Raw genomic sequence first — 15,527 nt, forward strand, 5'->3', positions numbered from 1 at the left:
GGAAGTCCGAAATCCGAGGGCCATGATCACCGAATCTGACTGAGCGCCCCCCGTGGGCACTGATGGATCACTTCGCGGCTCGGAACCTGCGCTGCTGGGGGAGGCAGCCGTCGCCTGGCCCCGTCGCCGTCCAAGGCGCGCCGGGCATATGGGGCTCGACGCAGGCGTCTTGCGACTGCCGGCCAGGAGACCGTGATCCAGCACACACTGCCCGGAGCGATGACTTTGCTGATCCGGGTCGGTCGGATGAGTGACAACACCACTTGGAGGAAGGCTCGTTCATGCCCCCCACGCTCAGCGCATCCGTTCATGTCGCGCCCGTAGCACCGGCGTCCACCGTGGCGGCACGCCGGTGGCTGCTCGGCGCAGTCGCGGCCGGTCCGGTGTTCCTTGCGGTCGGTGTCGCTCAGGGACTCGCCCGTGACGGCTTCGACTTCAGCCGGAACGCGCTCAGTCAGCTCGCGCTCGGCGAGGCGGGCTGGGTCCAGACGGTGAACTTCCTGCTCGCCGGCGCTCTGCTGGTCATAGGGGCGGTCGGTCTGCGCCGGGTGCTGGGCGGGCACCCGGGCGGCACCTGGGTCCGGTTCTGGTCGGTGTCTTCGGGGCCTCCTTCGGGGCCGCATCGGCTTTCCCGGCCGACGCCGGAGCGGGCTTTCCCGCCGGAGCCCCCGATGCGACCGTGATGAGCGGCCACGGCGCCGTCCACATGGTCGCCGGGATGGTCGGCTACCTCGCTTTGTGCGCCGCATTCGTCGTGCTAGCCGGCTCGCTCGCCGCCCGGGGGCACCGCGGGTGGGCCGTGGCCTCGCGTGTCGTCCCGGTCTTCGTCCTCGCCGGCTTCGCCGCCTCCGCCGCCTCCGTCCTGGCCTTCACAGCCGGAGCGGGCCTTGGCCTGTTGTGGCTGACGGCGGTGACGACCCGCCTGGCTTCGGCCCCCCGCTGAGAGCTGGCCGACGGGTGTTCCCGGGTTCCCGGTCCGGCTCCTCTTCGGTTCCACCGTATGTGGTGACGCCGCCACGTACTTGGAGGCGAGCACCGAGTGCGCCTACTCCTCCTCCGAGCCCAGGCGGTCCGGCAGGCCGAAGAGCGGGAAGAGGCGGTCGGTGTCACGGTAGGCCGTGATGCCGCTGATCCGGTCGTTTCGGAACTCGACGACTTGCAGGGCCCAGGGCACGTAGCCGGTGGCGTCCGGGGACGCGCGGTACTGGCCGAAGGCGGGGGAGCCGTTCGCCGTGGTCGCCACCAGACGCGAGCCGCGGCAGCCGATCGCCGGGCCGGTGAGCCACGCCTCGATGTCGGGGAGACCGCGCATCCACTTCGCGTACGGAGGCAAGCACAGCGTGGCGTCGACATGGAGGAGCATGCTCAACTCCTCCATGTCGTAGCGGGTAAAGGCCGTGGCGTACCGCTCGGCCAGCACCCGGCGGACGCCGTCGTTCGATGGCCCGGCGCCCGGATCGTCCGGCGCGTCGCGGCGGTCGGCCAGTGTGGCACGGGCCCGCTGCAGGGCGCTGTTGGCCGAGGCGACGGTGCAGCCGTGCAGGTCGGCGACCTCCCGTGCCGAGAATCCCAGGACGTCCCGCAGGATCAGCGTGGCCCGCTGCCGGGGCGGCAAGTGCTGCAGCGCCGCGACGAACGCCAACCTGACCGACTCGCCCCTCGCCGCGGCCGCCTCGGGGTCCCCTCCTGGACAGGGTTCCACCCACAGGACGGAGTCCTGTGGGGGCTCCGGCGGGGTGCTGCCCCCGCTCGGACCGGCCAGGTCCATCGGCAGCGCCCGCCGCTTGCCCGAAGCGAGAGCGTCCAGGCAGACGTTGGTGGCGATGCGGTACACCCAAGTCCGCAGTGCCGAGCGGCCCTCGAAGCGGTCGATGTTCCGCCAAGCCCGGACCAGCGCCTCCTGGACGGCGTCCTCGGCCTCGGCGTACGCCCCCAACATCCGGTAGCCGTACCCGGTCAGCTCCCCCCGGTACTCCTCAAGCGACTCCGCCATGGCGCCGGATGCCCCTGTTTCCCCATGCCGCACCCCTTCAAAGTGACAGTCCCAGGCCGCTGACCTGGTACTCCACTGTAGGAGAACGGTCCAGGGCCGACGCGTGGGGTTCCTCCGTGGCTGCTCTTTCCTCACCTTTACCAGCACCCCTGGCCAGGGTCTGGTCCGGATGGTCCGGCTGTACATCTCCGTGGGCCAGGGGCGCGAGCGGGTTCTGGACGCCCTCGCCGCCCGGACCGCCCCGCCGGAGAGTCGCGCGGGCCTGCGCAGTGGGCAGGACACCGCGGCGGCCGGGGTGAACGCGGCTCCTCCGCCGGCGTACACACAGGTACCGCCCAGCCCGTCCCGGCAGTGCGCCGCGGTACTGGTGCAGGGGACCCTTTGTCCGCCGACCGGCCTAGCAGCCGGGCGCGGCGCGGCCCAGGGACGCCTGCCCGGCTGCTAGGCAGACAGCTCCGGCAGGCACCGCCCTTGCCGCCCCACCGCACACCGGGAGACATCCGTGCCCACCCCCACCCCCACCCCCGCCCCCGCCCCCGCCCCCGCCCCCGCCCCCGCACGCCGTTTCCGCGCCGGACTGTCCGTCGCGGCGCTCACCGCCGCCACGCTCGGCGCGCTCCTCCCGCCTGCGCAGGCGGCAGGGTCCGACCCCGCCCACGACGGTCGGCTCCAGCGGGAGCTCGAACAGCTCGTCGGCCAGGACGACGGTCCGCCCGGGGTGATCGCCGTGCTCACCCGGGGCGACCGCACACAGGTGTATACCGCCGGGGTCGGGGACCTCACCACCGGAAGGCCGCCGCAGCTCGACGACCACATGCGAATCGCCAGCATCAGCAAGGCGTTCAGCGGGGCCGTCGCCCTCCGGCTCGTCGACCGGGGGGTCCTCTCCCTCGACGACACCATCGGCGGAGTGCTGCCCACACAGCCCCCCGCCTGGCACCCGGTAACCCTGCGTCAGCTCCTCCAGCACACCAGCGGACTGCCGGACTACACCGCCGCCCCCGAGTACCTGAGCATCCTGCAGACCGACCCGCGCCACGTCTTCGACCCCCGCGCGCTCCTCGACTACGTCGCGGACGAGCCGCTGCTCTTCCGCCCGGGCAGCCTGTACGAGTACTCCAACTCCGACAACATCGCCATCGCCCTCATGGCGGAGGCCGCGACGGGACGCCGCTACGAGGACCTCCTCAAGGAGCTCGTGTACCGGCCCCTCGGCCTGAAGCAGACCAGCCTGCCGCTGGGTTACCGCCTCCCGCACCCGTTCCTGCACGGCTACGACGTCACTCCACCCGCCGAACCCGAGGACGTCAGCGAGGCCCTGAGCGCCTCCGCGGTCTGGGCCTCCGGCGGCATCGTCTCCACCCCCAAGGACCTGGAGCCTTCATCCGGGCGTACGCCGGCCCCACACTGCTTTCGGAGAAGACCCGCAAGGAGCAGCTCACCTTCCGCCCCGGCGACTCCTCCGAGCCCGCCGGGCCCGGCACCAACGCCGCCGGGCTCGCGATCTTCCGCTACACCACCCGCTGCGGCGTGCTCCACGGCCACACCGGCAACTTCCCCGGCTACACGCAGCTCGCCGCAGCCACCCCCGACGGCACCCGTTCCCTCACGTTCTCCATCAACACCCAGACCAACAAAGGCATGAAACCCGCCCTCCTCGCCCGGCTCCGCACGGTCCAGGAAGACTTCGTCTGCGCACTGCTGAAGGACCGGTAACCCCCCCACCGGGCGCCGGGCCGCCCGCTGCACGCTCCCGGAGCCGCCCGGCCGATCACCGTCGTGCCGCGTCGGGCATGGTGCCGGGGTGCAGCGGCCCTGGGGATGCGGTCGTCCGGCGAGGCGCGGGGCGGCCGGTGAGGTGATCGCCGGTGTGCGTTGGGCGGGATGCCGGGCGGGTGCGCCGGTGACGTGTCGCTTCTGCGGTGAACCAGCGCATCGGGCCGGATGATGGCCGCTGACGACGTCGTTGCAGTCGTTCCGGAGGAACGCGCGGCGGCCCATCCGGGATCCTCAGGCACCGCCACACCAGCGATCAGCTGCCTGCGGAGGCGTCCGCGGCAAGGAGTCGTGCCGTGAGTTCCATGCACCGCGTGCGGGCCGCGGAGAAGCCGTAGGGCATCTTGGTGACTGCTTCGAAGGCACTCATCTGGGCGTCCTCCTCGCCGCTCGCGGCGGCGTCGTGGTTCTCGAAGAGCTTCTCCTCGGCCGCGTCCAGTCCGTCCGCCGTCCTCGACGTCCCGGGCTTCGTCGAAGGCGGACCGCATGTCGTCCAGGCTGATGCCGGCCTCGGACATCTTGCGGATCCACAGCAGGCGGATCATGTCGTCGTAGCCGTAGCGGCGGCGTCCGTCTCCGCCGCGCCCGGGCTCCGGCAGCAGACCGATCTGGTGGTAGTGACGGATGGCGCGCGGGGTGGTTCCGGCGAAAGCGGCGGCATCGCCGATCTTGACCTCGCGGGGAGGCGTGGCGGAGGGGTACATCGCAGACAGGGCCTTTCATGCTCGGGTCCCCTCGACGACACCACATGCCGCTACGGCAGGTGCAACTACGCACCCCCCGGCCCCTGACGGGCTACCGGGCGGTCCTGCCCCACGGGTGTCCCGTCCCAGGACGGGCCCGCAAGGGCTGGGGAGCACCGTAGAGCGGTCTGACGGCACCCCGAGCAGGGCTGGGGATCTTCCCAGAGATCGGCCCCCCCCCGGTCGGTGCCCGCATTCTGGGCGAGAGCGGCGACGACAGGAGCCGGTTCGCCACGGTCGGAGGGCTGAAGGCGTGAGCCGACTCGGCCCCGACCACGCGGGCCTCCGGCGGCAGACGCCGCTACGTCGGGCGCCGGTTCGTGAAGAACAACCGGCGCTGGGCGGGAGGGGCCCGGTAAACGCAAGCCCTGCGGCACCTGTTCAACCGGATGCTCGGCCAGCTCCACCACTGCCTCCTGGCGCGCACCCCGTTCGACGAATCGATCGCCTTCCCCGCGGAGCGCTACCAGTAGCAACAGGCGCTACGTGAACGGAACGGGACGGCTCGTTAAGGGGCGCCAGGAGCGACGATCCTTCCCATGAGGCCCAAGTGCCGACGATCGCTGCCGCATCGCCCCGGCCTCAGGGCGAGCGCCGTCGAGCCCACACGATGAGGTGACACCGGAAGGTGCGACCATCGTCGGATGCGAGGCATCGATGAGCTGGTCAATGTGGACGATCCGGCGTGGCCGGAGCTTCAGGGGACTCTCAGGGCGACCTCCGCGCCGGTTCAGGTGCTGCCCGGAGACGTCAACGAGGGCCGCCGATGCCTTCTGCAGATGCAGGTTACCGGGCGGTCGGTACTGGGTGCTCTGGCCTTGCACACCGGCGGACTGCTTATGGACCACGGGTGGCTGCGAGTGTTCGGCGGGGGTTCTGGTTCAGTCTCGAATGGGCGACTTCCGAGTCTGGCGCAGGTCAACCGCTTCCCCACGGACTTCGACTCCGGCTGGCATCCCGCGACAGGCCTTGTCGTCGGCCACGACATTGTCGGAGGGGTCTTCGCGTTGAACGGTGCCCATCCGGCAGCAGCGGGCCGCCCCGGGGCGCCTGGCCAGATGACGTATTTCGCTCCCGACACACTGGAGTGGGAGGCTATGGAGATGGGCCACTCCGGATGGGTCTCCTGGCTGCTCTCGGGCAGGTTGGAGACGTTCTATGACGGAATGCGCTGGCCCGGCTGGCGTGAGGAGGCCGCGGCCCTGGCTTTCGAGCAGGGCCTTTCCGTATACCCGTTCCTGTGGTCCGAGGAAGCTCACGCCGATCTCGCGGCCACGAGTCGGCAGCCTGTGCCGATGCGCGAGGTGCTCGGAGTCGCTGCGGACTTCGCCCGACAGATGGGGCCGTCCGATCCTGGGTTCCTGGGAGACGTGTAACGGCTTCGCAGTCCATCCTGGTGTGTCGGCGAAGGTCCGGGGTCGGGGGACTGGGCCGAGGTATTGCGGGCGTGATGGGACGGCGAACACCCCACGGCTTGCGAACCGATCGGCTGTTGCTGGTCCTCGCATCGAGGACCAGCTCCCCGGCCCCGTCCCCTTCCGTCAGCCCACGCTCCAGGTGCGGAGCAGGGATGACGGCGGCTGGACGGGGCGCGGCACCCCGGACAGAGGCCACCGCAGCGGGGCCGTCGCGAAGGCGTCAGTGCCGGCAGGACGGCCGGACGCGGAGCAGCTCGGTCCGCAGTACGGGCGTGCCGTCGACCGGTGCCGGGTTCTCCGCGGTCGGCTCGATGCCTCCGGCGGCGGTCTTGTCGAGTGTTGCCAGGCCGTCGGGGCCGACCGTGCCGAACACCGTGTAGTTCGGCCGCAGCGCGGAGTCGCCGTAGACGACGAAGAACTGTGAACCGTTCGTGTCCGGACCTGCGTTGGCCATCGCCAGCAGGCCGCGCCCGTACAGGCGGCGCGCGCCGGTCGGGTCGGTCGGTGCGGGCGGCAGGTCCACCGGCAGTTCGTCCTTGTACTTGTACCCGGGCCCGCCCTCACCGGTACCGGTCGGGTCGCCGCATTGCAGGACCTTGAGCGTCGGGTACGCCGTCAGACGGTGGCACACCGTACGGTCGTAGAACCCGTGCTGCGCCAGGTGCAGGAAACTCTGGACCGTGCACGGCGCCTTGGCCCGGTCCAAGTGCAGCGGGAGCGGGCCCTGGCTGGTCGGAACGGCCACGTCAACCGTGCCACGGCTGGGGGTGCGCCGCGGGTCGGGCGGCAGCGGAACAGGACGCGCGGGCGGTTCGTCCGGGGTTTGCGCGTACTGGCAAGGGCCGTGCGTCGTGCGCGGCGGTGCCCCGTCGGAAGCGTTGGCGGCACTCCCTCCGGACACGACTAACGCCACGGCCGCGAATGTGCTGATCAGTGCTCGTTTCATCTCGCACGCCCTCCGGATGATCGCCAGGTTTTGGAGCGGTCGCAGTTTAGGGCGTGATGGGCTCGGCGGGAATGGCCCACGACAGGAGCCCGGCGCGGCCCACGCCGAAATCCCTGCCCCCAGCGCCCTCGACGCTGGGCGGGGGTGAGGGAGCCGGTGCCGTATGAGGTCGAGCAGGCCGATGACCTGGTCCTGGGCATCGATGGCGGCCGCTCCCGCCTGCGCGCGGCGCTCGCGGTATCCGCCGGGGGACCGCCGTCGGCCATGGCCCGGGCAGGGGCCGCCCCCGCCCGGTCGGTACAGGCTCCCGTGTTGGAGGACCGCCTCGGGTCCGCCATCCGCCGTGTCCTGCACCGGGAGCGGGCGGCCCAGGTCCGCTCCGTGATCGCCGGGTTCGCAGGCCGGTGCGGCTGCCCTGCAGCCGGCGTCCTTCATGTGAACGCCGGTCTGCTGCTACCGCCTTGCCCACCCAAGACCCAAGCCGTACGAGCCCAGGCCGGCTGAGGGCTCCCGGGCGACCGCCCGGCCGGGGCACCTGCACGCCCCGCTCCCGGCAGTCGCCCGGCTCCACGCGTTCGATCACGACAGCGCAGGTTCCGCGTCAGTGGCAAGCCGGGCGTGACACTCGACGTCATATTGCGTCCCGTCTTACTCCGGTTCCCGCCGCTCGACTCCTTCCACCGCGAAACCCGCGGCCGGGGCCACCTGACAAGACGCCGGGTGGTGACCCGATGCCCCGACTCCAGCCGGAAGAGCACCGCCTCGTCGAAGGCCCAACGCACCGGAGCCCGGCAACCTTTGATACAACGCCCTGGCCCCGTGCACGCCGAGTCGTCCAGCGATGATGCTGCTGGCTTCGGCGGGGAGGACAGATCCCCCGTCACCCCGACGTCCTGGCCGCCGCCCGGTGCCGCGAACGAACCCACAGCCGTAGCGAGCAGGGCATACGCCGGAGCGGACGCCCCCCGCCGTAGCTTGGCCAAGCGGGCGATCCCGCAGCGGCCGGATGTGGAGATCGGGCAGCGGGCAGGCTCGTGGCCATGTCCCGCTCCCTGCCGACGCCATCGGGAAGGAGTTCGCCGGGCTCACCGTGTCCGTTCGGTGAACCCATCCGGTCGCGGCATCAGAACCCGACACAGCCATCGCGCCTGCCGGCTGCGTTCGGCGTGCGTTGGCCGTCAGATGCGGTGGACCGTGTGCAGCTTCGTGGCGTAGGTTCCGGCGCCGTCCAGGAGCGAGGGGCCGCCGAGGTCCGACATGGTGGGTCCGTTGCCGGTCTTGCGGCTGGAGACGAAGCGGCGCTTGCCCGCACTGTCGAGGCCGAGGTAGATGCCGACGTGGTCAACGGTGGCGGTCACGGTGTCGTCGCCGGAATCGGCGTTGAAGAGGAGTAGGTCGCCGGGCTGGAGTTGCTGCGCGGCCGGCGGGTTCTTCCCGTCCGCCGTCTGGTCGATCCGCGTGCCGGGGGCGTAGTCCACCATGTGGCGTGACTTGCGGGGGATCCGGGTCTTCGACGTGTCTTCGCCGGCGGCCATGGGGACACCCATGTGGTAGCCGTAGACCATGCGCGCGTAGCCCGAGCAGTCGAGGTTGCCGACCTGCTTGCTGGAGGGGCCGGTGTGGGTGCCGTCGGGGAAGGTCCAGCCGAGGCCCATGTACTCGTGGAAGTCCGCGCCCTCGTAGCGGTAGCCCTGCGGGTCCAGGTAGCCGTATCCGGCCTCCCCGAGCGTCTGCTTGCCCTCGGCCGGGCCCGTGCCCGCCGTCACGGCCTTTGCACCGGCGAGGAACATGGCCCCGTAGGCAAGGACGTCCGGCCCGACGGAGGTGGCCCAGCCGCGTACGGTCTGCTCCAGCGCCGGCGTCCAAGTCCCGGTGAACGGCTCGGGCAGCACCCGTACCCAGGTGTCATGGGTGACCGTCGGCGGCTGCTGCCAGGTCGCTGTGTCCACCTGGAAGCGGCTGACCGCCAACGTGACGGGAAGGTTCGTGCAGCCCTGGTTGGCCAGTGCCCGCAGGCCCACCCGCCCCTTGGCGAACGTCGTGTCCGTCACGTCGACACTCCATGCCGCGGGCTCGGCGGAGTCCGTGCGCCATGCCTTGACCCGGATGCGGGTGCCCTCGCGGAGCACGCGGGTCGTCCAGTTCGTCCCCGCGGGTACGGCGGTGGCGAGGGTGATGGCTGCGGCCAGCGGGGTAACCGTGTCGGCGACCTCCTTCTCGACGCGGAGCTCGACCGCGCCGGAGGTCAGGAAGGACAGCCTGGCCCGGTAGTTGTTGTGGGTGTCCTGATAGCCGAACGAGAGGGCGAACGAGCACGCCTGGCCGGTGGGTACCTTGTCGAACTTCGCCACCGCACGGACGTCGACGTCCGTGATCTCGTCGTCCCGGAGGGTGGCGTGACGGCTGGCGTAGTCGGTGGTGAGCGCGATGATGCCGGCACCGGGCACCACCGAGTAGTCGGTGTCGGCCGGTCCGAGCGTGGACCAGCTGCCGCCGCCCGGGGAAGTACCCCAGTACTTCCGATCCGCGGCTGGGAGTGACGTGTCCGGGAGCGTGCGCTGGAAGTCGTCCACGAAAGGCCGCTTGTTCTCCGTGAAGGTCCGCTCCGGGCCCGTGAGGACAACGGTGCGTGCTCCCTTGGTCAGGACCGCCACCCGCTTGGTGCCGGAGGTGACCTCCATGCGCTCCGGGGTTCCCGGTAGCACGGCCGTCGTGAGCGGGCCGAGGGAGACCTGGCTGAAGTAGGAGGGATCCAGCGGGGCGAGCGTGACCGAAGACCGGGGTGATGTGATCGACGCGGGAACAGCAACGCCGGCCGCTTGCGCTGCTGCGAGTGTGCCGGGCCGGGCGGAAAGTCTGGGAGAGGCCGCGGCCGTCAGGGTGCCGAGCGGAACGGAAGCCGTTGCTGTGGCGAGGACCGCCAGAATGCTTCGACGCGAGGTGTGGGTCATGCGGTCATGATCCAGTTCTGGTCCGTCGGTGTCCGACGTCGCCCCCCACCAGTACCCGAAATCTCAATTCCCAAGGCTAGTGTGCCCAGATGGCGGCAAATGACCGCATCATCCGAGATCAGTACGTCAGCGGCGCGGCCGGCGACCGAGCCCGGGGCGAAGGCTCCGTGCGGAGTCTTCGCCCCGGTGGAGGGTCAGGCGGCTTCGGTGGGGAGGCCGGCCTCGACCCAGTCCTGAATGCCTTCGCGGTACTTGCGGACGTCGGTGTATCCGAGGGCGCTGAGTCGATCGGCGACCTGTCCGCTGTTGGGGCACGCCGGGTTGGAGCAGTAGGTGACGATCGCGGCGTCGCGGTCGGGGAGCAGGGCGGGCGCCCGGGTGTCGACGTCGGCCGGGACCAGCGCGAGGGCGCCGGGCAGGTGCTGCTGGGTGTAGTACTCGCCGCCGAGCGTGTCCACGACGGTTACGGAGCCGGCCTCGATCGCTGCTGCCAGCTCGTCGCGGGTGATGAGTGCGGTCATGCCACTGCCTCCAAGGAATCGGACTACAGTCCTGTTATGACTCGCGACGATAGCGGACTGCGGTCCGTTTCTGCAATGCCGCTGGAACTGCTGCGCACGCCGCCGCCCAAGGAGCGTGCGGATGCGGCCCGAAACCGAGCCGCAGTGCTGGAGGCAGCCGCCAGGCTCTTCGCCGAACAGGGCGTCGAGGCGGTGTCCATGGATCAGGTGGCCGCGGCCGCGGGCGTCGGCAAAGGCACCCTGTTCCGCCGGTTCGGTGACAAGTCGGGGTTGGCTGCCGCTCTGCTGGACGCGCGCGAGCGCGTGCTGCAGGAGGCGGTCCTGCACGGGCCGCCCCCACTCGGCCCCGGGGCCCCGGCCGACGAGCGCCTGGACGCATTCCTCAACGCCTACCTTGACTACCTGCTGGAGCACCTGGCGCTGGTCCGGATGTCCGAGACCGCCACCCCCGGAGCCCGGTACAGGATCGGGGCCTACCGGTTCTGGCATCGCCATGTGGCGATCCTCCTCGCCACCGCACCCGACCCCGATCACACCGCCCACGCCCTGCTCGCCCCCCTGGCTGCCGATCACGTGGCCGCACTCCTGCCGGAAGTCGGCGAACAGCGGATGCGCAGCGGCCTGCTCCGCCTCGCCCACCGCGCGACCTGATCGGCCCGTTTCCTCGCCACGCCGCCACCCCGCCACGGCGGTTCACGGCCTCGACGTAGGGCGTCGGGGGAGAGCAGGGCGCTGTTTTCGATCGTTCAGGTCATCATCCGGACCGGCGCCGGCAACCGGGAAGCCCGGCCCGTGGGCCCCGGATCGAGCGACCTGCCCCCCGCTCTGGTGCCGTGTCGCCCTGTTCGACGGGCGACCGCCGCCCTGCGGCGGCCAGATCCTCGGTACCGGCGGTCCTGGACGACTCACCGCCGGGACGAACGCCCGAGCCGCCGACCGTGATCCTTCGGCCCCGCACCCGCACCCGCACCCGCCTCCGCCTCCGTCCCTGTCACTTCGGCAGATCGGCGGACAGGAAAGGCGCAAGGAGCGCGAACAGCGCGTGGGGGCGGTCCAGGGGGATGATGTGGCCGCAGTCCTGGAGATGGTGTCCGACCAGCTCATCGGCGATGGGGCGGAGTTGACGTTCGAGGCCGCGGCCTACGGGGTGAGAGCCGATGGCCATGGTGGGCATGGTCAGCCGAGCCGTCGCGGCCGCGTCCTGGACCTGCTGCGCGCTGGTCGGCAGCGCCCGGTAATAGGAGAACGCGCAGCGCAAGGCCTCACCCCCGGTGTACGCGTGCACGAAAGACGCGCGGATGTCGTCGGGTACTCCTCGCCCGAGCGTTCCCGAGTCGAGGAACCAATCGACGTACGGCGCCTCGTTGCCGGCCAGGACGGTCTCGGCGTAGGCCGGGAACGGCGTGGAAGCCGAACCACCACGGGGCACCGCCCGCGAAGACGTCCTCCGCTCCGGGCAGGCGGCCGAGCAATGCCTCCATCACGACCAGGCGCCGGACGAGGCCGGGCCGGCGCAGCGCGAGCAGGACGGCGGGGGCAGCGCCCGCATCGATGCCGACCACCGCTGCCGAGGGCTCGCCGACTGCGTCGAGCAGCCCTTCGACGTCGGCGGCGAGGGTGCCTGCGTCGTAGCCCTCGACGGGGCGGTCACTGGCGCCGAAACCTCGGAGGTCCGGGGCGATGACCCGGAACTGCCCGGCCAGTCGGCCCATGATGTCGCTCCAGAGTTGCCAGGTGTGGGGGAAGCCGTGCAGCAGGAGAACCGCAGGTCCCTCTCCGGCAATTGCGACATTGAGTTGTACGCCGTTCGTCGCGATGCGCTGCACGTGGTGCGTGGTGGTGACGGGCATGACGGCTCCTGCCAGGTGGTTACCATTGGTGACCACAGAACGGTAGGTAACTGACACACCGTCTTCCAGACGGCACTTTCAGGGAAGGTGGTGAGCCACAGGTGACCACCTCAGGAGCCCGGCCCGCCGGTCACGGAGTACTCGGTGATCTGTTCGATCCCCATTGCCCGACGCGGCAGTTGCTCGACCGCATCGGTACGAAGTGGACGTCCATGGCCGTCAAGACGCTCGCCGATGCCGCACCGGACGAGGTGCGCTTCGCGGAGCTGAAACGCCGGATGCCCGGCGTGTCGCAGAAGATGCTGTCCGTGACCCTGCGAAGTCTGACCCGCGACGGGCTGGTGTCGCGCCGGGTCGAACCCACTGTGCCGCCGCGGGTCTTCTACCGGCTCACCGGACTCGGGCTGTCCCTGGAAGCCGCGCTTGCGGGGCTGCGGACCTGGGCGGAGGAGCACATGGCCGAGATCGACCGCGCCAACGCAGCTGCCGCCCAAGAGGCCGAGGAAGGGTAGGCCGAAGCCGGCGACCACTCGACGTGCACCGCCGAGGTCGCCGACGGCATCCACCACACCGGCGCACCGGATTACCCCGCCGGAGCCGTGGCCGCCCACGATGCGAAGGCCGGTTTCGCCGATGGAGACCGTCAACGCGAGGAGTGAGATCGGGGGAGCGGTCCTCGTGCCAGGAGATGACGCGGGGACCGTTGCACCGCCCCGCACAGGGAGGGCAGCCGGATGCCCGGGCGCTGCGCTGCGTCCAGGGCCTTCGGGCGTACGCGTAGGCGGCAGGCCGCCCGCCGAGCCATGGGGCAGCTGCCGGAAGGCGTGGTCCTCCATGGCGCCCCATCGAGACCGGCACCGACTCCTACCACCTCGCCTGCCCGCGAGTCCGAGGCGTGGAACCGGTCAAGGCCGGCTGAACCCCCGAGTCTGCCCCGCCGCAGTCAGGGCAGACTCGGGTCGAGGTCGCCATCCCACTGTTCGGGCCACCGCACGAATGGGCCAGGAAGCGGTGTGACCTGCTCGCCCGGGTATATGAGTTCTATCCCCGAGGCCTTTTCTACTCCTGAATACTCATCCATGCGGAGCATGCAACGGGGGTTCTGTCCCCTGAGCCATCGACGGTGCACACCTGCGCCCGGTACTTATCGACCGAACGCAGGTCGCCGTCCGTCTTTCCGACGCCCGTACCTGCGCCCTTGCCGTTGTACCAAGTAGCCCAATCTTGCCATGCCCCGCTCCCGAAGGTTCTCACCTCCACAAAAGCCCGCACGCCGTGACCGTCGGCTTCAAGGTCGAAAAGACCCCAGTCGTCGCCGTCGTCATAGAAGTGCAATGACGCGACGAGCTTGCCGTTGGTGGTGAGGGTTACGTATTGGTCCGTGGCGGATGCCGGACTGCTGATGCCTATAACCATGGTGGGAACGGCCAGGACTGCCGCCAGCCTGGCGAGCCACTTCTTGGTCACGCGAAACTCCCGCTTTTTCTGTTCCTTCGGTGGACGAGAGGAGGCTACCTCGCCGTCAACTGTGACACCACTGAGTGATCGAAAAATCTGACATTCTCTCACGGCGTCGACTTGAAGCTCAAAGAAACCTCAAATACATATGTCGAGCCAGCGTGACTTTATTGCAGAATCTTGCAGAGATCGTAGGTATAGGCGTTTTTCTCCTCGTTGTGGCGATCTCGGCAGCGACCAGCAGTTCTTCATGGAACCCGCCCTCATGTGCCCCTACATACTGGGCTCTTGGGAGGCCGCAGTGCGCGCGCCCTCTCGTGCGGTCAGCCCATCTCGGCTATTTTTTTGAGGCCTGCTTGAGCTTTCGCCATGAAGATGATGTGGACTTGTCCCTTAATGCCCAGAGGGGGTGTGGAAGATTTCGGCGGCCTTCACTCATTCTGTGGCGTCGCAGTTGACGGCGAGGTAGCCTCCTCTCGTCCACCGAACGAACAGAAAAAGCGGGAGTTTCGCGTGACCAAGAAGTGGCTCGCCAGGCTGGCGGCAGTCCTGGCCGTTCCCACCATGGTTATAGGCATCAGCAGTCCGGCATCCGCCACGGACCAATACGTAACCCTCACCACCAACGGCAAGCTCGTCGCGTCATTGCACTTCTATGACGACGGCGACGACTGGGGTCTTTTCGACCTTGAAGCCGACGGTCACGGCGTGCGGGCATATATCCAGGTGGCTGCCACCGATAAGTGGTATGACTGGGACGGCGGCACTTGGTACAACGGCAAAGGTGCAGGTACGGGCGTTATGAAGACCGATGGGAATCTTCTGACCATCAACCGGTACAGGGCGCAAGTTTGCACGGTGGATGGCTCAGGGGATAAAACCCCCGTTGCTTGCTCCGCTTGGATGTACGTTCAAGAATGACTGATCTGCGCCCCGCTTCAGGCGGTTGTCAGTCCTGAGCTTCACCCGATCCCGGATCGACCGTGTCAGCGGCTGATGACACGACCGAGGGCTGCTGATCACGGGATATGACGCAGACGCGTTGGTGGCGGGCGAGCCACTGCTTGCCCGCCCGGGCTGCTGGTCGAACCACCTTCTGGCGATGTGTGGCGACGGGGGGTGCCCCTGTGCCTTTGGTCAAGGTGGATGGGTGCTGGTTCGGGCGTCTGGAACGATGTGCCTGTGCATGCTGAAGATCGTTCCTTCCGTCCGCGGCGGGTGTGGCGGGCGCGTGTGCGGGAGCGGGGGAGTTCGAGAGCGCAGTCGCGTTCTCCCTGGCCGACGACGGGTTGGTCCGCCGGGTGATTGTTGGGCGCGCTGCCAGAAGGACGGCGCGTTGTGGGTCCATGCCGACTGGAAGCTCGACTACGGCCCCACGGACCGCCTCCTGACCATGGTCTAGGTCTGCGGAGCGACGACCCGAACAGACTGTGGTTCGTAGGAGGTGCCGTCGTGGAGCATCGCGAAGGGGACATCGGCTCGCCGTCCGGCGAGACAGAGCAGGGCCGGAGTGGGGTGCTTCCCTTGCGCGCCTCCTATTCGAGGTAGGTCCGCGAGGCCGGGTCGCCCGAGCTGCGGGGCGCCGGGGCGAGGCCGGCGTAGGCAGCGCGGCGGCCTGCGGTCGGGAAGGTGCCGCCGTCACCGACCTCGATCAGGTGTCGGCGTACAAGTGAACGTGCACCACCGCACACGGATGAGAGTGCACCGTTCTCGATGCTGCGGGGTCGCCATCGCGCGTGAAGGAGACCGGACTGCACCGGCGCACGGTTGCCCAGTGGTGTGGGCGTTGGTGCCGTCCGGGGCGGCCGCCGGGGCGCCCGTCCTCCCCGAGCCGGGAGGCTGCACGCCATGCTGACGGTGGCCCGCAGTTC

The 15,527-nt window shown here is 69.7% G+C and carries 9 protein-coding genes and 6 pseudogenes; 7 read left to right on the forward strand and 8 right to left on the reverse strand.

Annotated elements, in window-relative coordinates:
• The first annotated feature begins 281 nt into the window (after positions 1–281).
• Positions 282–943 (forward strand): annotated as a pseudogene (locus tag CP980_RS33840) (DUF998 domain-containing protein).
• A gap of 102 nt (positions 944–1,045) precedes the next feature.
• Here CP980_RS33840 and CP980_RS33845 read toward each other — a convergent pair.
• Positions 1,046–1,993, reverse strand: a complete 948-nt coding sequence (locus CP980_RS33845) for a sigma-70 family RNA polymerase sigma factor (protein WP_244328242.1) — start codon at positions 1,991–1,993, stop codon at positions 1,046–1,048.
• A gap of 577 nt (positions 1,994–2,570) precedes the next feature.
• On the opposite strand from CP980_RS33845, the pseudogene CP980_RS33855 reads away from it, so the two are divergent.
• Positions 2,571–3,709 (forward strand): annotated as a pseudogene (locus CP980_RS33855) (serine hydrolase domain-containing protein).
• A 479-nt stretch (positions 3,710–4,188) separates the two neighbouring features.
• Here the strand turns inward: CP980_RS33855 and CP980_RS35365 are convergent.
• Positions 4,189–4,473, reverse strand: a pseudogene (locus tag CP980_RS35365) (MerR family transcriptional regulator); the annotation flags it as partial.
• Between the two features lie 197 nt (positions 4,474–4,670).
• Here CP980_RS35365 and CP980_RS36175 point away from each other — a divergent pair.
• A pseudogene (locus tag CP980_RS36175) lies at positions 4,671–4,985 on the forward strand (IS110 family transposase); the annotation flags it as partial.
• 171 nt (positions 4,986–5,156) lie between these two features.
• A complete protein-coding gene (locus CP980_RS33870; protein WP_150529941.1) occupies positions 5,157–5,888 on the forward strand; it encodes a DUF2625 family protein in 732 nt (243 codons plus the stop codon).
• A 262-nt stretch (positions 5,889–6,150) separates the two neighbouring features.
• Here the strand turns inward: CP980_RS33870 and CP980_RS33875 are convergent, their stop codons facing one another.
• The 3 genes from CP980_RS33875 to CP980_RS33885 all read right to left on the reverse strand — a co-directional run bounded on the left by CP980_RS33875 (position 6,151) and on the right by CP980_RS33885 (position 10,348).
• Positions 6,151–6,675 (reverse strand): peptidylprolyl isomerase, encoded by a 525-nt coding sequence (locus tag CP980_RS33875; RefSeq protein ID WP_229907122.1) that lies wholly within the window; start codon positions 6,673–6,675, stop codon positions 6,151–6,153.
• Between the two features lie 1,379 nt (positions 6,676–8,054).
• Positions 8,055–9,557 carry an NlpC/P60 family protein gene (locus tag CP980_RS33880; RefSeq protein WP_229907123.1) on the reverse strand — a complete coding sequence of 501 codons (1,503 nt, stop codon included), beginning with the start codon at positions 9,555–9,557 and terminating at the stop codon, positions 8,055–8,057.
• 464 nt (positions 9,558–10,021) lie between these two features.
• Positions 10,022–10,348, reverse strand: coding sequence for a rhodanese-like domain-containing protein (locus CP980_RS33885; RefSeq protein ID WP_132760838.1), 327 nt, complete (start codon positions 10,346–10,348; stop codon positions 10,022–10,024).
• 36 nt (positions 10,349–10,384) lie between these two features.
• Between CP980_RS33885 and CP980_RS33890 the strand changes: the two genes are divergently transcribed.
• On the forward strand, positions 10,385–10,999 hold the full coding sequence (locus tag CP980_RS33890) for a TetR/AcrR family transcriptional regulator (protein ID WP_189998864.1): 615 nt from the start codon (positions 10,385–10,387) through the stop codon (positions 10,997–10,999).
• A gap of 340 nt (positions 11,000–11,339) precedes the next feature.
• Here the strand turns inward: CP980_RS33890 and CP980_RS33895 are convergent.
• Positions 11,340–12,198, reverse strand: a pseudogene (locus CP980_RS33895) (alpha/beta hydrolase).
• Between the two features lie 101 nt (positions 12,199–12,299).
• On the opposite strand from CP980_RS33895, the gene CP980_RS33900 reads away from it, so the two are divergent.
• On the forward strand, positions 12,300–12,710 hold the full coding sequence (locus CP980_RS33900; protein ID WP_132760840.1) for a winged helix-turn-helix transcriptional regulator: 411 nt from the start codon (positions 12,300–12,302) through the stop codon (positions 12,708–12,710).
• A 547-nt stretch (positions 12,711–13,257) separates the two neighbouring features.
• Here CP980_RS33900 and CP980_RS33910 read toward each other — a convergent pair.
• On the reverse strand, positions 13,258–13,665 hold the full coding sequence (locus CP980_RS33910) for a hypothetical protein (protein ID WP_123517868.1): 408 nt from the start codon (positions 13,663–13,665) through the stop codon (positions 13,258–13,260).
• Positions 13,666–14,169: 504 nt separating this feature from the next.
• Between CP980_RS33910 and CP980_RS33915 the strand changes: the two genes are divergently transcribed.
• A complete protein-coding gene (locus CP980_RS33915) occupies positions 14,170–14,577 on the forward strand; it encodes a hypothetical protein (protein WP_099896355.1) in 408 nt (135 codons plus the stop codon).
• A 477-nt stretch (positions 14,578–15,054) separates the two neighbouring features.
• Here the strand turns inward: CP980_RS33915 and CP980_RS33920 are convergent.
• Positions 15,055–15,317: pseudogene (locus CP980_RS33920) on the reverse strand (transposase); the annotation flags it as partial.
• Positions 15,318–15,527: the final 210 nt, after the last annotated feature.

Origin of the sequence: Streptomyces vinaceus, assembly GCF_008704935.1 — a bacterium.
Classification (GTDB): Bacteria; Actinomycetota; Actinomycetes; order Streptomycetales; family Streptomycetaceae; genus Streptomyces; species Streptomyces vinaceus.

Coding starts and splice junctions, on each gene's coding strand:
- CP980_RS33880 (WP_229907123.1), bottom strand. CDS start 9,557: ATGGAGGTCACCTCCGGCACCAAGCGGGTGGCGGTCCTGACCAAGGGA.
- CP980_RS33845 (WP_244328242.1), bottom strand. CDS start 1,993: ATGGCGGAGTCGCTTGAGGAGTACCGGGGGGAGCTGACCGGGTACGGC.
- CP980_RS33870 (WP_150529941.1), top strand. CDS start 5,157: ATGCGAGGCATCGATGAGCTGGTCAATGTGGACGATCCGGCGTGGCCG.
- CP980_RS33890 (WP_189998864.1), top strand. CDS start 10,385: ATGACTCGCGACGATAGCGGACTGCGGTCCGTTTCTGCAATGCCGCTG.
- CP980_RS33885 (WP_132760838.1), bottom strand. CDS start 10,348: ATGACCGCACTCATCACCCGCGACGAGCTGGCAGCAGCGATCGAGGCC.